This window comes from Alcaligenes sp. RM2, assembly GCF_052931795.1.
On record NZ_JBRFIO010000001.1, the window covers coordinates 983075 to 1005988 of the forward strand.

The 22914-nt window shown below is 56.1% G+C and carries 18 protein-coding genes; 7 read left to right on the forward strand and 11 right to left on the reverse strand.

From position 1 onward, the window contains the following. Positions 1 to 29: 29 nt before the first annotated feature. Both ACU6HM_RS04520 and ACU6HM_RS04525 read right to left on the reverse strand, forming a co-directional pair. On the reverse strand, positions 30 to 2651 hold the full coding sequence (locus ACU6HM_RS04520) for an AAA family ATPase (RefSeq protein ID WP_446763385.1): 2622 nt from the start codon (positions 2649 to 2651) through the stop codon (positions 30 to 32). Beyond that, positions 2641 to 3759 carry a metallophosphoesterase family protein gene (locus ACU6HM_RS04525; protein WP_446763386.1) on the reverse strand — a complete coding sequence of 373 codons (1119 nt, stop codon included), beginning with the start codon at positions 3757 to 3759 and terminating at the stop codon, positions 2641 to 2643. The genes ACU6HM_RS04520 and ACU6HM_RS04525 overlap by 11 nt, the downstream gene beginning before the upstream one ends. A gap of 147 nt (positions 3760 to 3906) precedes the next feature. Here ACU6HM_RS04525 and ACU6HM_RS04530 point away from each other — a divergent pair, with 147 nt between their 5' ends. Both ACU6HM_RS04530 and nudC read left to right on the forward strand, forming a co-directional pair. After that, positions 3907 to 4839 carry a YicC/YloC family endoribonuclease gene (locus tag ACU6HM_RS04530; RefSeq protein ID WP_009453903.1) on the forward strand — a complete coding sequence of 311 codons (933 nt, stop codon included), beginning with the start codon at positions 3907 to 3909 and terminating at the stop codon, positions 4837 to 4839. Between the two features lie 609 nt (positions 4840 to 5448). Continuing rightward, positions 5449 to 6210 (forward strand): NAD(+) diphosphatase, encoded by a 762-nt coding sequence (gene nudC / locus ACU6HM_RS04535; protein ID WP_446763387.1) that lies wholly within the window; start codon positions 5449 to 5451, stop codon positions 6208 to 6210. 8 nt (positions 6211 to 6218) lie between these two features. Here the strand turns inward: nudC and ACU6HM_RS04540 are convergent, their stop codons facing one another. The 6 genes from ACU6HM_RS04540 to ACU6HM_RS04565 all read right to left on the reverse strand — a co-directional run bounded on the left by ACU6HM_RS04540 (position 6219) and on the right by ACU6HM_RS04565 (position 12303). Then, complete coding sequence (locus ACU6HM_RS04540) at positions 6219 to 6674, reverse strand: MarR family winged helix-turn-helix transcriptional regulator (protein WP_009453901.1); 456 nt, start codon at positions 6672 to 6674, stop codon at positions 6219 to 6221. A gap of 71 nt (positions 6675 to 6745) precedes the next feature. Continuing rightward, the gene (locus tag ACU6HM_RS04545) at positions 6746 to 7903 is read right to left on the reverse strand and encodes an FAD-dependent oxidoreductase (RefSeq protein ID WP_009453900.1); all 1158 of its coding nucleotides are present in this window, start codon (positions 7901 to 7903) and stop codon (positions 6746 to 6748) included. Positions 7904 to 7913: 10 nt separating this feature from the next. Next, the gene (locus tag ACU6HM_RS04550; protein WP_324577354.1) at positions 7914 to 8906 is read right to left on the reverse strand and encodes a VOC family protein; all 993 of its coding nucleotides are present in this window, start codon (positions 8904 to 8906) and stop codon (positions 7914 to 7916) included. After that, the gene (locus ACU6HM_RS04555; RefSeq protein ID WP_009453897.1) at positions 8903 to 9766 is read right to left on the reverse strand and encodes an alpha/beta hydrolase; all 864 of its coding nucleotides are present in this window, start codon (positions 9764 to 9766) and stop codon (positions 8903 to 8905) included. Before ACU6HM_RS04555 ends, ACU6HM_RS04550 begins: the two co-directional genes overlap by 4 nt. A gap of 3 nt (positions 9767 to 9769) precedes the next feature. Then, the gene (locus ACU6HM_RS04560; RefSeq protein WP_446763388.1) at positions 9770 to 11008 is read right to left on the reverse strand and encodes an MFS transporter; all 1239 of its coding nucleotides are present in this window, start codon (positions 11006 to 11008) and stop codon (positions 9770 to 9772) included. Positions 11009 to 11178: 170 nt separating this feature from the next. After that, on the reverse strand, positions 11179 to 12303 hold the full coding sequence (locus tag ACU6HM_RS04565) for an MFS transporter (RefSeq protein WP_446763389.1): 1125 nt from the start codon (positions 12301 to 12303) through the stop codon (positions 11179 to 11181). Positions 12304 to 12401: 98 nt separating this feature from the next. On the opposite strand from ACU6HM_RS04565, the gene ACU6HM_RS04570 reads away from it, so the two are divergent. Beyond that, complete coding sequence (locus tag ACU6HM_RS04570) at positions 12402 to 13175, forward strand: AraC family transcriptional regulator (RefSeq protein ID WP_060185049.1); 774 nt, start codon at positions 12402 to 12404, stop codon at positions 13173 to 13175. 121 nt (positions 13176 to 13296) lie between these two features. Beyond that, positions 13297 to 14613, forward strand: coding sequence for a M20 metallopeptidase family protein (locus ACU6HM_RS04575; protein ID WP_060185048.1), 1317 nt, complete (start codon positions 13297 to 13299; stop codon positions 14611 to 14613). 74 nt (positions 14614 to 14687) lie between these two features. Here the strand turns inward: ACU6HM_RS04575 and ACU6HM_RS04580 are convergent, their stop codons facing one another. The 3 genes from ACU6HM_RS04580 to ACU6HM_RS04590 all read right to left on the reverse strand — a co-directional run bounded on the left by ACU6HM_RS04580 (position 14688) and on the right by ACU6HM_RS04590 (position 18293). Beyond that, positions 14688 to 15137 (reverse strand): Hsp20/alpha crystallin family protein, encoded by a 450-nt coding sequence (locus tag ACU6HM_RS04580; RefSeq protein WP_009453888.1) that lies wholly within the window; start codon positions 15135 to 15137, stop codon positions 14688 to 14690. A gap of 191 nt (positions 15138 to 15328) precedes the next feature. Next, positions 15329 to 16861: a nucleobase:cation symporter-2 family protein gene (locus ACU6HM_RS04585; protein ID WP_021446606.1), complete on the reverse strand. Its 1533-nt coding sequence runs from the start codon at positions 16859 to 16861 to the stop codon at positions 15329 to 15331. Between the two features lie 55 nt (positions 16862 to 16916). Further along, the gene (locus ACU6HM_RS04590; RefSeq protein WP_009453885.1) at positions 16917 to 18293 is read right to left on the reverse strand and encodes an 8-oxoguanine deaminase; all 1377 of its coding nucleotides are present in this window, start codon (positions 18291 to 18293) and stop codon (positions 16917 to 16919) included. 453 nt (positions 18294 to 18746) lie between these two features. Between ACU6HM_RS04590 and fmdA the strand changes: the two genes are divergently transcribed. From fmdA to ACU6HM_RS04605, 3 genes are all read left to right on the forward strand, one after another. Then, positions 18747 to 19946: a formamidase gene (fmdA, locus tag ACU6HM_RS04595; RefSeq protein ID WP_021446607.1), complete on the forward strand. Its 1200-nt coding sequence runs from the start codon at positions 18747 to 18749 to the stop codon at positions 19944 to 19946. A gap of 57 nt (positions 19947 to 20003) precedes the next feature. Continuing rightward, a complete protein-coding gene (locus ACU6HM_RS04600) occupies positions 20004 to 20291 on the forward strand; it encodes an FmdB family zinc ribbon protein (protein ID WP_009453884.1) in 288 nt (95 codons plus the stop codon). Between the two features lie 241 nt (positions 20292 to 20532). Then, the gene (locus ACU6HM_RS04605) at positions 20533 to 22770 is read left to right on the forward strand and encodes a TonB-dependent siderophore receptor (RefSeq protein ID WP_302329846.1); all 2238 of its coding nucleotides are present in this window, start codon (positions 20533 to 20535) and stop codon (positions 22768 to 22770) included. Positions 22771 to 22914: the final 144 nt, after the last annotated feature.

Genomic DNA, 22914 nt, shown 5'->3' on the forward strand with positions numbered 1-22914 from the left:
GGCTAGGCTCCGGACAAAATTCAAAACGCCTATTGTACGCCTTGCGGGACGGGCCGTAGCGCAACACCCATGTCCATCCACTTATCGGCCTGGCAGGTGAAAAGCAGGATCTGATGGCGTTGGGCGGCGTCGTGAATAATGCGCTTCATGGCCCCCAGGCGATCGTTGTCGCTGTGGACCAGCACGTCATCCAGAATCAGCAAGGTGGGACGGCCTGCCTGTTGCAGCAAATCTGCATAGGCAAGACGGGCGATCAGGCCGATTTGCTCGCGTGCGCCAAAGCTCAAGCCGTCAATGTCGTCGGCCAGCCCTTGTCCGCTATCGCGTTGCAGCCAGCGTGGGGCCAGGTATTCGTCCAGCTCCACCCGTGCCTTGCCCAAAAGCAGACGCAGATAGTGGTTAATGTGCTTTTGCAAAGGCTCGTGCAATTGCTGGGTCAAGGCGTTGCGCTGCTCCCTTAGCACAGACAGCAACAGGCGCAAGGCCGCGACACGGCGCTCGTAGGTGGCGCAACGGCGCTGGCAATCGTGCAGACGTAGCGAGGTCTGGTCGATTTGCTCTTCCAGGCCTTGCGCTCCGTGGGTTTCCAGCTTGGTTTGCACCAACTGCGCGGCCAGTCGGGCCTCGTTATAGCTTTGCTCCTGTTGTTGAGCGCTGCGCTCCAGACGTTGCAGGTCCTGCTCCAGAACCGACACGGGCAAGGCGGCCAGCTCGGCTTCCAAAGCCTTCTGATCGGCCAGTTGCTGCTCGCGTTGCAAGCGCAGTTGTCCCCACTGCTGCTCGCGCTCCTGCTGCGCTTGCTGGCGTTGTGGGTCAGCCCATTGCTGTTCCAGGCTGTGAGCTTCAGCCTGGGCCTGCTCCAGACGAGCCTGGGTGCGAGCAAGGGCTTCGCGGGCATCATGCCAGTCGCTTTCCAGTGCGCGGTACTGCTGCTCGGCCATGGAGGCGGCTTGGGCGATACGGCCCAGTTCCGAGGCCTCGATGGCCTCGCCTTGCGGGCGTTGCGGGGCGATGCGTTGTTGAGCCGCCTGAACCAGACCTTGCAAATGTGCTTTGCCTTGCGGGGCCAGCGCTTTCATGGAGCTGCGTAACAGCCGGTCCTGCTGCTCTTGTTCCCGATATTGCTCGCGGCGGCGTTCCAGCTCTTCCAGGCTTTTTCCGCCCAGTTGGCCAAGCGCCTGTGCGTATTCCTGCTGGGTTTGCGCCAATTGCTGCTGCACCTTGCCCAGATCGCGGCCGCCGGGAATGATGCGCAACTGGCCCATTCCGGGAAGCTCAATCAGGGTGCTGGCGCTAAGGTGGGCGCGGTGCTGGCCCTGAATGGATGCCCCATCCAGCAACAGGCTGGCGCCGTCTTGCAGTTCGATCTGCAATTCGGTGGAAATCGTCTCAAGCTGGTGTTGTAAACGCTGAATAAGCTGGTGCTGCTGGCGTAATTGGTCCAGGGCCTCGTCGCTGATTTTCAGCTGCACCAAGGCGGCCCCGCATTGCGCCAGTTGGGTTTCCAACTTGCCCAGTTCTTCCAGTTGCCCTTGCACCTGCTGCAATTGCTGCTGTGTGCCTTCAAAGCTGGCTTGATCTTGAAACCATTGCTGCCAGGTACGGGCGCGTTCCTGCTCCTGCAGGCTGGCGTCTTTATGGCTGCGCGCCTGCTCCAGACGCTGGTTCAAACTGTTGAGCGTGCCCTGCTCTTGCTCCAGCTTGGCACTCAAGGATTTGACCTGCTCGGCGCGCTGGCTGCGTTGGCGAGCCCACTCCAGGTCGCGTTCCCCAGCTTGTTGGTAGAGCTTTTCTCGCTCGGCCAACATGTTCAGCGCCTGTTGCAGTTCCTTGGCCCGTTCCTGCAATTGGCGGGCTTGAAGTAACTGAACCTGCACTTGTTTGGCTTGCTCACGTAGCTGTTCCCACGGGCGCTTAGCCTCGGCATGGGTGATTTGCTTGCGGGCCTGCGCCAGTTCGTCCACCCATTGCTGATACTGCTGCAAGGCAGACTGCTGGCTCTGTAACTGCTCTTCCAGCTCCTTGGCTTCTTTCTGCGCTGCCAGCCAGACGCCGCGTGGCTGTCCTTGAGCCTGGGTCACATATTTGTCCAGCTGTTGCTGGGCCTGTTCGATCAGATAATCCCCGTCTGCACTAGTCAAATCGGCGATTTCGCTACCCAAAGCCTGCTGCAAGGTGCCGCTGGCGTGCTCGACCGAGCTGCGCAAGTCCTGGCCCTGCCCTTGTTCAATCCACAAAAGGCCCGGCACGCCCCAGTTACGGGCTTGGCTGCTGCCTTTGGCGGCGTACTCAAAGCCCATTTGCTGGGCCAGGAATTGTTCGGCCTCGTCATTGTCCAGATGCTGATTGCCAATGTATAAATCGCAGCGTTTGCGCTTCAGGAAACGTTTGCTCAGTCGCATGTCCTGGCCGTTCAGGCTGAAATCCAGCTCGATTTCCGGTGCGGCTGAAGAATCACCCCAAGGCAGGATTTTTGCCAGACTACCTGTGCCATAACGTTCGAAAAACACCGTGCGCAAGGCTTCGGCCAAGGTGCTTTTACCGGCCTCGTTCGGGGCGCTGATGATGTTCAGGCCCGGTTCCAGCTGGTCCAGTGAGACGGGCTGACGAAAGCGCTTGAACTGCTCGACGCGCAGGGACTTAATGTGCATGACCACCTTCTTTATCGCGCAGCAAACCGGCCAGAATCAGCAAGGCATCTTCAGCGGCTTGCTGCTGGCTGCCGTGACGCAGTTCCTGCAACTGTTTCAACGCGGCCTGCAAGTAGCCATCGGCTTGCAAGGCGTCCAGATCCTCTTCAGAAGGTGCCAGACGCAAGGCCTCGCGCTGGCAGTCCCAGGCGCGGCAACGGGCTTGGGACTGCCCCAAAATATTTTCCAGACGCTCAAAACCGCTCAGGCTTAACTGACCTGATAGCTCCAGTTCCACCACGCTCTGATCCGCTAAGGCATTCAGTTCCCGCTCCAGCAGGTCCAGATCCGTGTCGTCATTCAAATGGTGCTGGATACTGCGCCAAAGGTGTTGGGCAACCGGCAAGGCTTGAACCACAGGTGTTGCGCCCGGTTCGCTGATTTCCACGAGCAGAGCCTGGCCAGAGTCGTTATCCCGAAAGCGGTCCGGCTCGGGCGTGCCGCTGTAGTAGCAGCGCTCGTTAATTTTGACGGTGCCGTGCCAGTCCCCCAGTGCCAGATAGTCCAGTTTGGCGCGTTGTACGCGGTTTTGATCGATCAGGTTATGGCTGTCCAAATGCTCCAGCACCCCACTGACGCTGCCATGCGCCAAGCCCAGACGCCAGTAACCCGCCGGACTTTCGGCCTGATCGAACCAGTCGCTCAAGTCCTGATAAGTCTGGCGTTGTGTCAACGGCGCTGGCAGGACCGCAAGCTTGAACTCGTCCAGCAGAAAAAGCTCCGGTGTATCAAGCACATGCACATAATCTGGAATGCAGTTCAAGCGGCGCGCGCGTGTCCAGACACTTTCGCTCAAGGCCGCGTCATGGTTGCCGGGCAGGAGCAGCCAGGGGCCGGTGAAACCCGCCATGGCAATGAAACTGCGGCGCAGATTGCGATCGCTCAGGGTTTGCGAATCAAAGACATCGCCCGCTACCACAAGCAGATCGGCGCGATGTTCGGTAGCCAGCGTTGCCAGCTTCTCAATGGCCTTGAAACGTGCCTCAGCCAGGGCGGCCGCGTCCTCCAGCTCGAAACGCGAATACTGGCGACCTATTTGCCAATCGGCTGTATGCAGGATTCGTAGCATGACTGCCCTTAGATTTGGTAAAAAAATCGGCCCTTACAGGCCTTGAATGCCTAAAGTATAGAGCTTTGTCGCGGCAAGAGGCGCGGCCAAAGCCGGGACCTGAGAGTACAATTGGCGGCTTTATTCCATTCTTAAAGTGACCCACCCATGATCCGTAGCATGACCGCGTTTGGCAGCGCCAAGGCCGAGTCCGAAGCAGGCACCATCAATATCGAGATGCGCAGCGTCAACAACCGCTTTCTGGACCTGAATCTGCGTTTGCCCGAGGAACTGCGTTTTGCGGAGAATCTGCTGCGCGAGCTGGCCGCCCAGGGTGTACAGCGTGGCAAGCTGGAATTGCGGGTCAACTTTGCCCGTAGCGGCACGGATCAGCAACGCAGCCTGGATATGGAGGCGGTGGAACGCACAGCACAAATGCTGCAAGTGGCACGCGTCGCCATTCCCGATCTGCCTGCGCCCGAGCTGCATACCTTGCTGAGCAATCAAAGCGGCAATAATTCAGGCATGGACCCCGAAATCTGGCTGCCCATGATCAGCCAGGCTTTCGAGGCGGCCCTGCAGGATTTTCAGGCGACCCGAGAGCGTGAAGGCCAGCGGCTGGCACAAGCCATGCTGGATATTCGCCAGGACATGAGCGCCATTGTGGACGAGGTTGAGCAGCACTTGCCTTCTATTCTGACGGAGCAGAAGAACAAGATTGCCACTCGCTTGCATGACGCCTTGTTGCAAGCCAGCCCGGACGGTTTTGCCCTGATTTCGGGCGAAGAGCTGTCTGCCCGCGTCGCCCAGGAAGCGGCTGTTTTCTCTCTGCGTATCGATGTGGCCGAGGAAATTGCCCGCTTGCGTTCGCATTTGACCGAGCTGGAACTGATTCTTAACGGTGATACCAGCGTGTCGTCCAACAAGAAAAGCACGCGCCAAGGCAGCACTGGCAAGCGTTTGGACTTCCTGTTCCAAGAGATGAACCGTGAGGCCAATACCTTGGGTTCCAAGGCAGGCAGCATGGACATGACGCGCGCCTCTATCGACTTGAAGCTATGTATTGAGCAACTGCGCGAACAGACCCAAAACATCGAGTAAACCAGCCAGTTCCTTATTTTCTGCCTGCCAGTATTTTTTTCAGCAGGTGCTGTCTGCTTAAACCGCGTGAAACCTCAGGTTTTATGCGGTTTTTTCAAGAAAACCGTCTTGCTCAGGCCAGGCGGTTTTTTTGTGGACTTTTCTGATCATCCTCAAACTCCCTAGGGCTATTTTTTCTGAAAGTGGTCTAGTGAAGCCAGGAATAAATACAGACGCTTTATAAGCTGCCTTAATATATAAAAATAAAATAGCGATTTTTAAAATAAAAAAAATAAAACAAAAATAAGAAATGGTTTTTATAAATAATTAATCCGGTTTTAAAAGTTTAAAAACGAATCACTGGTTTTAAATAAATTCATGCTTAATTATCTGTCTGCTAATTAGGTGGCTTGCCGGTTTTGTCCTGGGGTTTTCTCGACAAGGCCAGGTAACACGTCACCTTTTTGACAGTTGTGTTTCTGGTTTTAAAACGGCGGATTTTTCTGGCCGCTGTCTGAACGCCCTGCTCGGCCCCTTGGGTTTTTCTCCGCTTTTTTCTGCCTCCGTCCTTCCCGTACAATAGCCAGCGCTGTGCTGCTCTTAGGCGGCTTATTAAAGGACAGAAAACACATGAATTTCATTTTTCGTGGAAATGAAATATTGGTCAGCAGCCAGGAAGGACAAGCCTTGATTCCTGCCAAACCCGCACTGGATTTAGCGCCAGCGCAATGGCATGCTCTTTTTCCAGGTGACGATTGTCAGGATTTTGCCTGCCACGTAGCGGCCGAGGCCCCGGCTCCGGATGGCTTTACCTTCCGTCACTTGCGCGGCGTGCTGTCGCAGTTGGGAGATCAAGCCAGTATGGTGAATCGGGCTTTTCAAGTCTCGGAATGGGCGCGCAGCCATCGTTACTGTGGTGTGTGCGGTTCGGCCATGGAGCGTGTGAAGCATGAACTGTGCTTTCGCTGCACCTCTTGTGGTTTCTCGGCCTATCCCCGCATCTCCCCGGCCATGATGGTACTGATCCGCGACAAGGACCGTATCTTGTTGGCCAGTCATTCCACTTACGCGACGGCGCGCTACACGGCTCTGGCCGGGTTTGTGGAAGCCGGTGAAAACCTGGAAGAAGCCATTCACCGTGAGGTTATGGAGGAAGTGGGGCTGCGCGTGGACAATATTCAGTACTTCGGCAGTCAGTCCTGGCCTTTCCCACATTCTTTAATGGTGGCTTATACCGCCGAGTACGCCGGGGGTGATCTGCGCATTCAAGCTGACGAAATCAATGACGCGCGCTGGTTTGGCCCGGGTGACGCCCTGCCCGATCTGCCCCATACAGACTCCATTGCGGGCCGTTTGATTCGGGCCAATTTACCGGGCCAGGCCAAGACTTAAAGCGTGACTCAGGTCGCCAGATGGGCGGCGACATTGCGCAGCATACGGCCCAAATCCTCGCGCTCATTCGGATTGAGCACTGACAGAGCATCATCAATCATTTCTTTGGCGGCGGGCCAGACTTGCGCATAGCGCTCACGGCCCGTTTCGCTCAGATACACACGCATATAGCGGCTGTCGTTTTCGTCCGTGCGGCGCTGCACCAATTCGCGTTCTTCCATTTGGTCAATCACCCGGCTCAAGACCGGCTGATGCACCACGATGGCCTTGGCAATTTCCCCGATGCTGCGCCCGTCCTTATCCCACAGGTACTGCAAGACCCGAAAGTGCACATAGGTCATATTGTGTTCACGCAGGGTGGTCGATCTTAGCGTTTGGTCCAACTTGTAGATAATGTTGGCCATCTGGAAGGCCAGATTGGTTTCTACGCTGCTGTCAGGGATGGAGACGGGAGTTTTGCTCATAATGCCTTGGGAGAGTCAATCCTGCGCTTGTCGCTCCATGAAATCGGAGCGACAAGCGGACCGTCAGTATACTAGCAGAGCTCTGCCTGGACGGTTCCCGTAGGCGTGTGACTGGCAGCGCGGAAAATCTGCGCGTAGCTCCAGGGATTGGCCATGGCAGAACGCACGACCTGAGTACGCACGGCATCGGGCAAGGCGCTGATCTCACCATATAGACAGGACCACTTCTGGCAGTGCTCTACAATCTCGCGCTCGTTGTTTTCCCAGGCTTCCAGGGCTTCGGGGATATCGCGGGCATCCTGCACCTTTTCCAGGAACGTGGCCAAAGCCAGGCCATTTTGCATGGCCATGCCCCCACCCTGCCCCAGGTTCGGCGGTTGAGCGTGGGCGGCGTCGCCCAAAATCGCGGTACGGCCACTGGACCAGGTTTTGCAGCGCGTCACACTGTAACGACCCCAACTGACCGGGCCATCTGCGCGTTCAATCAAGTGTGCCCAGTGTGGGAACAAGGCAGACCAGTATTCCTTGTCGATCTGGACATTGCTGGCTCGCACATCGTCGTACGGGCACGTTAAGGCCAGATAGGTTTGGGTTTCGCTGACGGGCGTAATCAGCAAGCGATGCAGACCGTTCCAGTTCTCGATGTATTTTTGAGCGTCTTGCTCCGGAGTGTCGTCTGGCTTGCGGGTGATCATGGTACGCAAGGCCCCTTCGCGGGTTTGCTCGTGCACCAGTTCCAGACCGAGAGATTGGCGGATACGGGACCAGATGCCATCAGCACCCACGACCAGATCGGCACGTAAACGCTCGCCCGAGGCCAGTTGAACTTCCCCGCGTGCGCTGGCGGCGATGACTTCCACATTCGTGCGTACCTTCACGCCGGCGCGCTTGCCCGCTTGCTCCAGGGATTTCAGCAGTTGCGAGCGCATCACGGTAATCAGACGGCGATCGGGCGGTGTGGGGCCGCAATCAATGACTTCATTATTCAGATCACGTTGCTCAAAGTGGCTACCGTAGAAAGCGCCTTCAATCGCTTGCTCGTACGCTCCCAAGGCTTTCAGAACGCGCAGGCCATTTTCCCAGATATAAATACCGGAGCCATTGGCGCGCAATTCAGACTGGCGCTCCAGCACAGTGACATCCCAGCCGCGTTGAGCCAAAGCGGCAGCGGTTGCCAAACCACCCAGGCCACCGCCTGCGATCAAGGCACTTAGTTTTTTATCGGACATGCTGGTTTCCTTAAACTTGCGCCCACAAAGGCAAAGAGTGATTGCTATCCAGAACACGTTCGCCAGCCAGAGTCACGTACCACTCGCTGAGCAGACCATCCGGGTCACGCAAGAAGAAAGCGCGCTTCCAGGGCAGGTTCACGTTGTGAACGGGTGTGATGTTCCGGGCTTTCAGGCGCTCCAGTGTTTGTTCCAGATTCTGGACGCCGGCCAGCTCGAAACTGCCATGCGAGAAGGAGGCTTCTTCATCACGTACCAGGATCAGGCTGTAATAATAATTGGCCAGACCAGCACGCAAGTAGACAACCTGCTCATTTTCATAAACCACTTCCAGGCCGCCGACTTCGGTGTAAAAGCGGCGCATGGCGTCCAACTGAGCGGTACGCAGCACGGCATGGGTGACGCGGCGTGGTTGGACCGGGGCGTCGGCCACTGTTTCCAGAACCGGGTCGGAGTCGTAACGGCCTTCGGTAAAAGGCTCCTGGCCTTCGGGGTCCCAGCGGCTGGTCAGTAATTCCATAGGACCACCCAGTACGCTGCGCCAGTCTTTAATGGTGTCGCAGTAGAACTCGTTGTAGTTGCCATCGGGGTCAAACATATAGACGCTATGAGCCACCTGATGGTCCACCGTCATATCAATATCGCGCCCCTGCTCTTTTGCGCGCTTCCAGCCGGCAACCAGTTCAGCTTCGTTTTCCAGCTCCCAGGCCAGGTGATTCAGGCCGGGTTTCAGGCCGATTGTGCCGGGCAGTTGCAGCAGACCATCGCGGCCATAACGATTCACGCCTTTGGTCGTTTCCATCATGCCCAAGTCGTGGGGGGTGTGGCCGGTGCCTAAAAAAGTCGCCACCAGATCCGGTTCGGTAAATTCCACTTTCAGGCCGCAGACCTGGCTGTAAAAATCTTCACCGCGTTGCAGTTCGTCAACCCACAGGTTGACGTGGCCCAGACGGCGGGGCTCAAAGCACGCGGTTTGGATGGAGTGGGAAGTTGCTTGTGTCATAGTCTCTCCTCCTGGGTATGACGATTCATGGTCTGCAACACGGCTAGCGTCAATGCGCTGTCGCTCTGCTCCAGACCCATCAAGACGTTGAAATGATTACGGTTTGGCACGGCCATGCTTTGCACCAGGCAGCCCGCCAGCTCGCATTGCCGGGCGTAGTGACGGCTTTGTTCTTGCATGACGGCAGGCTCCAGTGCCCCCCAGGCCACCAGCACGGGCGTTCCCCTTGCTGGTGGGTGCAAGGCCGGGCTATAGCGTTGGGCTTGTTCTTCGTTAAGCTGCAGCCAGTCATTCACGGCGGTCTGCAAGAGGGGATGCAAATCCATGACGCCGCTGATAATGCTGGCGCTGTGGATCAGACGCTGTTCACGTCGGGTATCGGCCGCCAGCAACATGCCGCTTAAATGGCCCCCTGCCGAGCTGCCACTAATATGAATACGCTGCGGGTCGCCATTAAATTGCGTGGCGTGCGCGTGGACCCACTGCAAGGCGCGTTCGCATTGCGCCACGATCTGCGGCAGGCGGTAAGCCGGAGCCAAACCGTAGTCCAGGCAAATCACCGTGGCACCGGCGGCATGCAGGCTTTGCGCCATCATGGCCGAGTCATCCTTGGACAACATGCGCCAGTAGCCCCCATGAATGAACAGGTATACCGGGGCGCCAGCCTGGCTGGCCGCATAGATATCCAGTTTTTCTGTCGGGTCATCGCCATAGGCGTGGGTGCTGAAACAGGCTTCCAGAGCTGCACGGGCCCGTTCACTGGCCTGCTTGTAGGCGGCCATCTCAGCGTCAAAATCAGCCACCGAGGCCTGGAGCCGGTATTGCTCCAGGTCTGCTGGATCGAAAACAAGTTTGTTCATTGCTTATTCCGCCTGCGCCGAAGGCAAGCGATTCAAGAGGAGGAAACCGATGAAAACCAGCACTTCCAACGCCAGGAAGCTGCCAAAGGCCCAGATGTAGGAACCAGTCAGGCTCAGCAAGAGGCCCAGCAGGGACGGCGCGACAAAGGTGGCGAACACACCGCCCATTTCGGCATAGCCAGCAGCGCTAGGGCCCAGGTTCACGCCATAGCGCTCCCCCACGTAGCTGAAAATGGCGCCACCATGAAAGACCCCTACGCCACAAAGAATGGCCACGATCAGCAGGCCGTTGTAGGGCAATGCCTGCCAGGCAACCAGAACACAGGCGCTGGCCGCCAGAATGGTCAACCACATGCCCACACGCATTACCCCAACACGGGTGAAGCGATCGCTGACATAACCGCCCAGAATCAGGAAGAAGACTTGGGACAAGCCCATGATGGTGCCGAACAAGGGAGCCTGTTCGGGGGCCATTTTCTGCACATCAATCAGCGCTGGAATCAGCCAGGTCGCGGTTGCCGCAACCGAGAACAAAGCCCCAAAAATGGCCAGAATGCCTACCCAGATCCAGGGGCGTGCGGCGATGGAGCGCAACACACCGGCATCGGTTTTGATCTTGTCGTGTGGATCTTGATAAGGACCGGCGCGTACCACCAGCTGCGTGATTAAACAGGCACTTAAGGTCAGCCCGCCCAGGACCAGGAAGAAAGCACGCCAGCCATGGGCCATGGCGTAAGGCAAACCCAAGGCAAAGTCCAGGGTAATGGCCAGCGAATAGGCGGCCAGAATAATGCCCAGCACCAGACCCTGGCGGCGTGGCGCAAACCACTGCATGACGATTTTCATGGACCCGACCCAGACTGCAGAGTCAAAAAAGCCCACAACCAGACGCAGTAAAAATAGCTGCGTGAAATCCTGTGCCTGAGTCTGCAGCAGCATCAGCAAGCCGCTGCCACCCAAGCCAATCAGGTACAAACGGGCCGAGCTCATGGAGCGACCACGTGGTGCCCAGAACAACATGCCCAATGCAAACGAGACACCGAAAGCACCCTGCACCAGCCCGGCTTGCGCGGGGCTCAGTGACAGGTCTGCCGAGACAATTTTGATAACAGCTGCAAAGCCGTAAAAGTCGGCCGCCAGGCACATTTCGCCCATCACGGCCATCAACAGCATGAGCAAGGCCACTATGCCGCGTGGCTTGACCTTGTCGAGCGGATTGCCCATAACCCCCTGTTCCACCATGTCATCCTCTCCTTTTGGATAAATGTTCAAGCTGAGTGTTTGTCAGGCACACTCTTCAATTGCTTTAAACATGAAGGATTATGGTGATTTGGCTTGATATATGTCAATACATATGTATTGGTATATACCCTATGATGAGGCGGCTTACGAATGGCGTATCAGGGTTTTTCTCAAGTCTTTTTCAGGGGCAAGGCCAGACAAATAGCGGCCAGCACAGCACAAACAACAGTCACGTCAGCCAGACTCCCCCACCAGGCCGACAAGGCCAAACCGATGCCTAGCAACAGGCTGTACATCAGGCCAAAGACAGCACCTGCCTTCCCTGCCACTGAGCGATAGTCCTGCAAGGCAGCCGACAAAAGATTGGGGATGGCGATGGCGTAGGCCAATGCCAGCAACATGGCCGGCAGCAGGAAAATCAGATGTGGTCCCGCCAACTCCAGGCCGGTAGCCGCCACGGCCAAAATCAAAATCCCCCGCCACACCAAATGCCGGGCACGGTGTCCTGCCGCCAGCCAGCGGCGATTCAGAAAAGCGCCCATAAAGGTTCCGGCAGCCAGTAAAAGGCCGGCCACCATCATGGGACGGTTATCGGAGCCCAGGCCTTCCAGCAGGAAAGGTGCCCATTGGTAAAAGGAAAAAATCGTGACGTTGAACAGAGCCACCAGCATGGCGGACTGCCAAATTGCCGGGTCACGCAGCAAGCGGAACAGCACATTCACCATGCTGGCCTGGCTGTGTTGAAGCGGGCGGGTTTCAGGAAGCTGAAACAGGCAAGCGGCAAACAAGATCAAGGCCAACACGAACAGTCCCAGAAAGACGGGCATGAGATTTGCGCTTGTTGTCAGAGCGACGCCCATTGCCAGACCTAACAAGGGGCTTAATGCCAGAGCGGCACCTATGGTGCCAAAGATCCTGGCCAGATCTTCTGCCTGGTAGCGATCGCGCAACATGGTTTGTACACCGATCGAGCCGACCGCCGCTCCAAATGCACTGATCATGCGGGCAGCCAGCAAAACACCGAAGCTGGGGCTGAACACAGCCAGCAGGCAGCCCAGGCCATAAACCGCCAAACCGGCCAGAACAGCGGGCCGACGCCCGGTCTTGTCGCATAGCCAGCCCCAGAACAGCACGCCTGCAGCAAAGGCAATGAAGTAGACCGATAAGGTCTGCCCTGCGCGGCTGGCCGACACGAAATAACTGTCGGCGATCAGGGGTAAAGCCGGGCTATAGGCGGTTTCCACCACCTGAGGAAACATGATCAAGGCGATCATCAAGAATAGAAAACGAGACATGCAAACCACACTGAATTGGGAAAAAAGAATCAGCGTAAGTCTGGCTGGATTTTTCTATTACAAGTATTCTGATAAAAAACCAATGAAATCGGACAATCATGCCTTGGTTAGATGCTAGTGACCCCTTTCCCGACCTGACAGATCACCATGTATTGGGTATTGCTGCCCGTTTGGCGCAACATGATTCCGGCCTGCATCAGCACCCCTGGGGCCAGATCCTGTACACGCACAGCGGTTGCATTACTGTCACCCTGGATCAGCAATTGTGCTTGTTGCCACCGGGACGCTTGATCTGGATCCCTCCCTTGCTGCTCCATCAGGCACAGATGAGCGAGCAGGTGGATTACCGATCGGTGTATCTGGACCCGACTCATTACCCTGACTTGCCCTCTCAGGTTCAACTACTGGCGGCGAACGATTTGCTGACTGCCGCCCTGGACCGTATTGCCCAAGCTGATTTGGACGAGGACTGGGATCAGCCGCCGGGCCATCATGTGATGCTGGTCTTGCTTGATGAGCTGCAACGGGCGCCCGATCAGGCTTTGTTTCTGCCCTTGCCGCTTGATAGCCGCTTAAGACAAATTCCCTTGGACAGCCTGCCTCCCGCTCTGAATGAATTAGCCAGCTATCTGGGCGCCAGTGAAAAAACCATCAGCCGCCTTTTCAAGCGAGATACTGGTCTGAATTACCAGCAGTGGAGACAACAGTGGCGTTTGCTTAAGGCGATCGAGCAGCTTTCTATCGGGGGCCGTGTCACCCGGTTAGCTTCAGACTTGGGCTTTGCCAGCGACAGCGCTTTTATTGCCTTTTTCAAGGAACAGACGGGCCTGACTCCCGGCCAATATGGTCGCCAGAAGCGCTATTTTGATTAGACAGTAATGGGCGAGTGCACCCGGGGGTTCTAGTTAGTAGAAGTGTCAATAATTACTCCGTTCACTGTATATACCGGTGCTATGATCAGTCGCTATTACTACTAAAAAGAGAGGAGACTGTATGAAGCATTCATTGCGCCTGAGTTTGTTGGCAGCGACATGTTTAATGGCCGGTACCGCGTTGGCGCAAGCCAGCAATCCCATCATGGATACTGCATTAAGCAAGGCCGACGCCTTGGAGCAGCAGGTTATTGAGTGGCGTCGTCATATTCACCAGAATCCTGAGCTGTCTTATCAAGAGCACGATACGGCGGCGTATATCAAAGCCGCTCTGGAAACCATGCCCGGTTATCAGATCCAGACCGGCATTGCTCAAACCGGCGTCAAGGCAGTATTGAAAGGTGGCAAGCCTGGGCCAGTTGTGGCCTTGCGAGCCGATATGGATGCCCTGCCCGTGCAGGAACGTAATGATTTGCCCTTCAAGTCTGTCGCCAAAGGCACTTGGCAAGGCAAGGAAGTGTCGGTATCGCATGCTTGCGGCCACGACACCCACGTTGCCATGTTGTTAGGTGCGGCCAAGGTCTTTTCGGATATGCGCGACGAACTGCCTGGTACGATTGTGTTGCTGTTCCAACCAGCTGAAGAGCAAGGCCCTGGCAAACCGTTAAGTGGTGCTAACGCGATGATGGCTGAAGGCGTGCTGGATCAACCTAAAGTGGATGTAGTGATGGGCCAGCACATTGGTCCTTCCTACCCTGCCGGCAGTATTGGCTACCGTCAAGGCAGCTTGATGGCCAGTGGCGATGTGTTCTCCATCTCTTTGGCAGGTAAAGGTGGCCATGGCTCCTCTCCCTGGAGTGCTGCCTCTCCGGTTGTCGCTGCAGCTGAAACCGTTGTGGCCTTGAACAACATTATCGCCCAGCGTACCAATCCCCAGGACGGCACTACTGTCGTGACGGTAGGTTCGTTGCAAAGCGGTAATCGCCCCAATGTTCTGCCGGAAAGTGCCGATATCAGTGGTACGGTGCGCTCCCTGTCCAAGCAAAACCAGGCAACCGCACATGAGCTGATTCAGCGCTACGCGCAAAACATTGCTGCGAACCACGATTTGAAGGCCACTGTGCGTATCGATACTGGCTACGAAGTTTTGGTCAGCGATCCTAAGGCTACCCAAACTGTGATTCCTGCTCTGGAGCTGGCAACGGACGGGATTGGGGCCAAGGAAGTTGCCCCTGGTATGGGCTCCGAGGACTTCGGCGCCTTTGGCAAGAACGTGCCCGTGGTTTTCTGGCGTCTGAATGCCTCGACATATTCCGACAAGATGGGAGCACCTAACCATTCGCCTGAATTCATGATTGATGAAAAGGCTTTGCGCATCGGTACTCGTGCTTTAGTGGCCAGCTCTTTGACTTATATGATGGATCACAAAAAACCGTAGCCTCTTGATGGTTTCAGATGGAGAACAAAAAAACCGCGCCGTAAATGGCGCGGTTTTCAATTTAACAAGCTTATTTAGCGGATTTCCAGCTTCTTGGCCCCTGTTCCACTCTTTTTCTTGGGCAGAATCAGCTCCAGTACGCCGTTTTCGCATTTGGCGCTGGCCCGGGACTCGTCAATATCCTGCGCCAGGCTGAAGCGACGTGTCTGCACCCCGTAATAGCGCTCACTACGCAAGACCGTATCGCCGTCCTTTTCTTCCTGAGTCCGACGGCTTTCCACGCGGATAGAAACCACATTGCCTTCGACGCTGACATGCACGTCTTCCTTGTTGATACCTGGCACTTCCGCGCTGACTTGATAGGCCTCTTCGCTCTCGCTGACATCCAGACGAATGGCGGGCGGTGTATTTCCGGCCAGGGAGCCGACAACAGGAACGCGTCGGAAGATGTCTTCAATATCTCGCCACGTGTCCAGGCCCGCCAGATCACCAAACGGATTAAAACGTGTCAAATTATTTGCCATGCTTGATCTCCATTTTTCCTTTGCTGAGCCCTGCTGCAATGGAAGGCGTGGGCTCGATCGCCTACATAAAAAGAGATGAGGCTAGTTCCCGATATTTCAAGTGCTTAGCTAAAAAAAACCGCCTTGCTCCCTAAAGAGACAAGGCGGCCAAAGGTACGATCTTATGTTCTTTTAGCAATGTTTCTACTTGTTCAGGTACTGCTTAAACTCGGTTTCGTGTGCAGCACAGGGGCCTGTTCCGGTGCGGAGTGCTCATCAGCAATAATCGGGATCTCCTTGCCGTCCTTGTCCATGACCTTGCCGTTTTCAACATAGTCCCCTTCGTTCAGATTGGCCACGTCCGAGACCCGCAGATAGCGGCCTCCACCCGCAGCAAACACAGAGGGCTGATCCGGATTGCCCAAGGTGAAGTGGTTGAACAACAGGTTCAGCACAATCGCCACCAGGGCCGCCGAGCTGATGCCGGAGTGGAAAATCGTCGCAAACCAGGTTGGGAAGTGCTCGTAGAACTTGGGGGCCACGATAGGAATCATGCCGGCGCCGATAGCGGTGGCGACGATGATCAGGTTCATATTGTTTTCGTAGTTCACCTTGGCCAGCGTACGGATACCGCTGGCAGCGACGGTGCCAAACAGGACCATACCCGCGCCACCCAGTACCGCGGGTGGGACAGCGGCAACCAGACGGCCCATGATGGGCAGCAAGCCCAGTGCGATCAGAATCAGGCCACCAAAGGCTACGACGTAACGGCTTTTCACGCCGGTGACCGCCACCAGACCGACGTTCTGGGCAAAGGCACTTTGTGTGAAAGAGCCAAATACAGGGGCGATCAGGCTGGAGAGCATATCGGCACGCAGGCCATCACCCAGACGACGAGCATCCACTTTGGTTTCAATAATGTCGCCCACGGCCAGAATGTCGGCCGAAGTTTCCACCAGCGTCACGATGATCACAATGAACATGGAGATAATCGCGGCAGTCTGGAAAGTGGGCATGCCAAAGTGGAACAGGCTGGGCAAGGCAAAGACCTCGCCTTCGCTGACGGCAGAGAAATCTGCATGGCCCATGGCGACGGCAATGATGGTGCCGATAATAATGGCCAGCAAGATAGACAGGCGGGAGATCGTGGCGCTGCCCAGCTTGCTGAGCAAGAGCACGATCAGCAAGGTCATGGCGGCCAGGGAAATATTACCTACGCTACCAAAATCCGGTGCGGAAGGATTACCGCCCATGGCCCAGAATGCGGCCACTGGCATCAAGGTCAGACCAATAGTCGTAATCACGCAGCCCGTGACTAAAGGCGGGAAGAACCGGATCACCCGTGAAAAGACCGGCGTAATCAGCAGCCCTAGCAGGGACGCGACAATGACTGCGCCAAATACGGCTGGCAAACCGCCGCCCGTACCCAAAATGGCGATCATGGTGGCTACGCCAGAAAACGATACCCCTTGAACCAGCGGCAGACGGCAGCCGAAAAACGGCACGCCCAGCGTTTGCAGCAAGGTCGCCAGGCCGCCCATGAACAAGCAGGCGGTAATCAGCAAGCCGGTTTCATTGGCAGGCAGGCCAGCGGCCTCGCCAATGATCAGGGGTACGGCAATAATGCCGCCATACATGGTCAATACGTGTTGAAAACCGTAGGCAAGATTCGCGCCCAGGCCCAGATTCTCGTCTTCGGGGCGCTGCGCAGTCGCTGCACCCGTCGCCCTTGTAGGTGTTGTCATTGTTTGTCTCCGAAAATAAATAGGCAGGGCTCTAGAGGCCCTGTCACTACCGAACTCAAGCTGTCGCTACGGTATCCAGTACCTTGTCGCGCAAACGACGCGCAGCGGCTTGATGGCGTTGCATCAGGTCTTGCAAATCAATGCCGCAGGCTTGGCCGTCAATCACGCGCCACTGGCCGGCGACCATCACGCGGTCGGCCCGGTCTGCGCCGCAGAGCAGCAAGGCCGCCAAGGGGTTCTCAGCGCCGGAAAAGCGCAATTCATCCAGGGTGAACAAGGCCAGATCGGCCTGCTGCCCGACGTTCAGGCCACCAATGTCCTCGCGACCCAAACAACGGGCCGAGCCTTGAGTCGCCCAACGGATAACGGCTTGATGGGTAACCTGGCCCGGCTCGTAGCGCAGCCGGCCCAGCAAGAGTGCCTGTCGCATCTCTTGAGCCAGATTGGAGTGATCATTGGAGGCCGAGCCATCTACGGCCAGCCCCACGGGTGCACCAGCGGCTTCCAGCTCGATGGTGCGGCACAGGCCGCTGCCCAAGACCATATTGGACGAGGGACAATGGGCAATACCTGTGCCTGCCCGGCCCAGACGCTGGATTTCTTCGTCGTTGAAGTGAATGCCGTGTGCCAGCCAGGTGCGATTGCTTAACCAGCCCTGCTGATCCAGATAGTCCAGTGGACGCATACCAAAGAGGCGCTCGCAGTAGGCAGTTTCGTCGTCTGTTTCAGCCAGATGCGTATGCAGGCGTACGTCCTCGCGTTCGGCCAGCTTGGCGCTTTCGCTCATCAACTCGCGGCTGACAGAGAAAGGCGAACACGGAGCCAGGGCCAGCGTGATCATCGCCCCATCCTCGCGTTGGTGATATTGACGAATCAGGCGCAGGCTGTCGTCCAGAATGGTTTGCTCGTCCTGTACGACGTTTTGCGGGGGCAAGCCTCCCTGATCCCGACCCACACTCATGGAACCACGGGTCAATGCGGCGCGTACACCCAGGCGTTGAGCGGTTTCAGCCTGGCAATCAATGGCATGTTGCAAGGCGCCCGAAAACACATAGTGGTGATCGGCCACCGTCGTACAGCCCGACTGCAACAGTTCCACCATGGCCAGCTCGCTGGCCACCTGCATTTGCTCGTCGTCCAGCCCGGCCCACACGTCATACAAGGTGGTCAGCCAGGGGAACAAGGGTTTGTTCAGTGCTGGGGTATAGGCCCGTGTCAGGGTTTGGTAAAAGTGATGATGCGTATTCACCAAACCGGGCAGCAAAACGTGCCGGGAGGCATCCCAGCTTTGGTCGTAAGCCTGCTTGGGCTGCTGACCGGCGGCCACTTTTTCGATAATGCGGCTATCTTGCACCAGTACGCCACCGGCAGCTTGTGCATCTGAACAGGCCAGTGGATTGCGAATCCACAGGATCGGGGAACGGCTAGTCATTATTGTGTCTCCTGCGTTTTATTGCTTTTTATTGTTGTCAGTTCGACTAGCCGACCTATATACCTGCTGTGATAAGGGTTATTTGGAGCCTGGGCTTAGCTGTACTCTTTTTCGCTCCAAGCCTTGAGTCCTGCTAGGCCATTCAGGAACTCTTATGCCTTCTATAAGGTTTGTCGTATAGAGAGCAGCCCGTTTTTTTACGGTATTCCGGGACATAAAAAATTTGCTCAAAATCAGGATTTATCCTCTGGACAAAAACCTGGGACTATTGTTCTTTAATCACTTAAAGCCTAAATCATTGACTCGCTTAGGAATTTATTTATTGGCATAAAAAAACATATAAACCCGCATATCCACACATTTTGACCGTGCCAGTCCAGTCGTGTTAATTGTGTCGCCAAGCGCACTAAAAGCGCCGTTGTGCTGACCTCGCACACATTATTCGGAGAACACATGCAGCATATAAAAATCAAACCCGGCGCACCCCTGGCCGAACAAGCTGAAATCGGGCACAACCGATGGCACCCTGATATTCCAGACCTGACCAGCGTGAAGCCTGGCGAGGAAATGATTCTGGAATGTATGGACTTTCTGGACGCCCAGATCAAAAACACGGACAGCGCCAACGACGTACGCGACGTTGACCTGACCCGCGCCCACCCATTGACGGGCCCCATCCACGTAGAGGGCGCTGAGCCAGGCGATATTCTGGTGGTGGATCTGCTGGATATTCGCGCCATTACTCCTGTCGGTTTCTCGGGCATTTTTGCCAAGGAAAATGGCGGTGGCTTTTTGGCCGAGCATTTCCCCGAAGCCGACAAGGCCATCTGGGACCTGCATGGTGTTTACGCCACCTCGCGTCACATCCCTGGCGTACGCATTGCGGCCATGATGCACCCCGGGCTGATTGGCACCCTGCCCTCGCACGAACTGCTGCGCGAGTGGAACCGCCGTGAAGCCCTGCTGGTGCCCAAGGGCCACGCCAACCCGCCCGATGCCAAAACTGCTGTATTGCGCGGCGTTAAAGGGGCCGAGTTTGACCGCATGGCGGCTGAAGCTGCCCGTACCGTGCCTCCACGTGAGCATGGCGGCAACCTGGACATCAAGAACCTGACCATTGGCTCGCGGATTTACTTCCCCGTCTATGTGAAGGGTGCTGGCCTGTCCATGGGCGACTTGCACTTCTCCCAGGGCGATGGCGAAATCTCTTTCTGTGGTGCCATTGAAATGGACGGCGCAGCCCACCTTGGCTTTGATCTGATCAAAGGTGGCATGGCCAAATACAATCTGACCGCGCCTATCTATGTTCCAGGCCGTCATGATCCCAAGTACGATCAGTGGATGCACTTCACCGGTATCAGCGTGGAAGAAGGCGTCAACTACTACCTGGATTCTACGGTTGCATACCGTCAGGCCTGTTTGGCTGCGATCGATTACATCAGCCGCACGACAGACCTGTCGCGTGCGCAAGCCTATATGTTGCTGACTGCTGCTCCCGTTGAGGGCCGTTACGGCGGCGTGGTGGATCTGCCTAACAGCTCCGCTTCCCTGGCCTTGCCTACCGGTATTTTTGATACCGATATCCTGCCTAAAGGTGCCTTGAATGACGCGGCCCGTTTTGGCCGTCCAGGCACACGCTGTAACTTGACCTGATCGGTCTCCGGCCCTGGCTTCGTCTTGGAGTCAGGGCTTGCTTTACTCGGATTTGCCATGCCTTTGTACGACTATCTTTGTAATCATTGCCTGCAACGCAGCAGCCATTTGCGCAGCATTGCCACCCGCAACGATCCCCAGACCTGCCCTGCTTGTGAAAAAGGCAGCCTCTTGCTGCAACTGAGCGCGCCACGACGCCTGTTCAGCAAAGCCAGCCCCACGCGCGGTCTGACGCCTCAACAAGCTTTGGCCGGCAATAATGTGACCGGGCCCGGCACTCGTTCCAGCACCCGGAATTCTGTCATCCATACCTGTATGGGCCCTGGCTGCAGCGTTTGCGCCTAAATACAATCAGCCCCTTTGCAGCGCAAGCTGTCAGCCTTGACAGGCCGCAGCTTTAACGTCGGCGGACGTAGTTCTGGCTGAATTTGCCCAGACGGATGTGTTGGTTTTACGAGATTCACGCTCGGTAACATGAAACATTCTGTTTATAATCAAGAATCAATCTCATTATTACTGGGTGTTCATTATGTCGGTGTCCTCGTCTCTCGCCGCTAAGCGCCAGGTGCCTAGCGGCGTATCTTTTATGCCTTTAAGCAGTCTGGCAGTGGCTTTATTGTTGGCCTTTCCCTATCAGACGCAAGCGCAAGAGGTCGAGGAGCTGGACCGCATCGTGGTCAAGGCCGAGCAGGAGCTCAAGCAGACCTTGGGCTCTTCCATCATTACCGCCGAAGACATCCAGAAGTCCCCTCCCGCCAACGATATCTCCGAAGTTCTGCGCACCATGCCGGGCGTGAACCTGACAGGTAACTCGGCTAGCGGCCAGCGCGGTAATAATCGCCAGATCGACATTCGCGGCATGGGCCCGGAAAACACCATGATTCTGATTGACGGCAAACCCGTCAGTTCGCGTTCTGCTGTGCGTTTCGGCTGGCGTGGCGAGCGCGATTCGCGTGGGGATACCAACTGGGTACCTGCCGAGCAGATCGAACGCGTGGAAGTGCTGCGCGGCCCGGCAGCAGCACGTTACGGCAACGGGGCTGCGGGTGGTGTGGTCAACATCATCACCAAACCCACAACAGACAAATTCCAGGGCACCTACTCCTTGTATGGCAACTTGCCCGAACATAGCGATGAAGGCGCCACGCGACGCATGAGCTTTGGCTTGAGTGGCCCGATCAGCGAATCTTTGTCCTTCCGTTTGTATGGGAACCTGAACAAGACGGATTCGGACGATCCGGAGATCAATAAAGGACACCAGACCGAGCGTGGTGGTGCCAATGCGAACAGCTTGCCTGCTGGACGTGAAGGCGTACGTAACAAGGACATCAATGGTTTGCTGTCCTGGCGTCCTGATAGCCGTCAAACGGTGGATCTGGAGGCCTCCTATAGCCGCCAAGGCAATATTTATACGGGTGATACCCAGAACACGAATACCAATGACGAGGTGAAACGTCAGCTGGGCGACGAGACCAACAAGATGTATCGCCAAAGCTATTCGCTGACGCATCGTGGGGACTGGAACGATAAGACGAACTCCCTGGCCTACTTCCAGTACGAAAAGACGCGTAACTATCGTTTGCTGGAAGGCTTGGCCGGAGGGACTGAGGGTGCTTTTAATGATCCATCCCGAGTCAAGGATGGAGGTTTTGGCACAGCGGACCTGACCACCATGACGGCCCACGCTGAGGCCAGCCATCAATTCAAGACCGGTAGCGTCGAGCAATACGCCACTATCGGTATGGAGTGGGTTGGGCAGGAGCTGAACGACAAGTCCTCGGACTTGGCACAACGTAACCCGACCCGTATTCCTGGTGTCCCCAACAAATACAAACCCAAGTCGCGGGCGAATATTTACTCGGTTTTCGCTGAAAACAATATTTATGCCACCGACAAGACCACGGTTACCCCAGGTTTGCGTTTTGACTATCACGACAAGCATGGCAGCAACTGGAGCCCATCGCTTAACCTGACTCATGCCGTGACGGATAACTGGCTCTTGAAAGCCGGTATCGCCCGTGCTTACAAGGCACCTAACCTGTATCAAAGCAATGACGGCTATACCTTGTACAGCCTGGGTAACGGCTGCTGGGGCAATACCACGGGCAGTAGCACGGGTTGCTTCCTGCAAGGTAATTCGGACTTGAAGGCCGAAACCAGCATCAATAAAGAATTGGGTGTCGAGTACGTGGGTGACAACGGCCTGGGTGCCAGCCTGACCTACTTCCATAATGATTACCGCAACAAAGTAGAAGCGGGCCGTTTTGCAATCGATAGCTTCACGGCCTTGAACAATCAACAATTGATTCTGCAATGGGAAAACATTCCCAAAGCCGTAGTTTCGGGTTTGGAAGGTAACTTGACGCTGCCTTTGGCCGAAAACTGGCTGTGGTCCACCAACTTCACCTACATGATCGAGTCCAAGAACAAGACTACGGGTGAAGCGCTGTCCACTATCCCTAAATACACGATCAATACGACTCTGGACTGGGATGTAAATGCCGATTGGTCCTTGCGCGCCAAGGCAACCTTTTACGGCGAGCAAAAGCCACCGAAGTACGACTACTACGGTCAGCCTTTGACGGGTTCTGCAACCGACAAGGTGTCCCCTTACGCCTTGTTTGGTCTGAGCACGCAGTACAAGATCAACAAGCACTTCCGCATCAATGCAGGGGTTGATAACCTCTTTGATAAGCGTCTGTTCCGTCGCGGCAATGCCATCGGCGTGAACCTGGGTACCCCCAATTACATCTACGGTGCTGGGGCCTACACATTCAACCAACCCGGCCGCACTTTCTTCCTGGGCTTAAGCGGAACGTTCTAAGCGGTTTTATCCACAACTCAGGTATATAGCGCCCCTCCCTTTCCTGGAGGGGCTTTTTTTGTGCCTGAAAAATACAGCCGAGCGTCAACATTTCAACCTTTAAATGTTCTGTTTGACCTTCATCAAGACCGGAACTGTGTATTC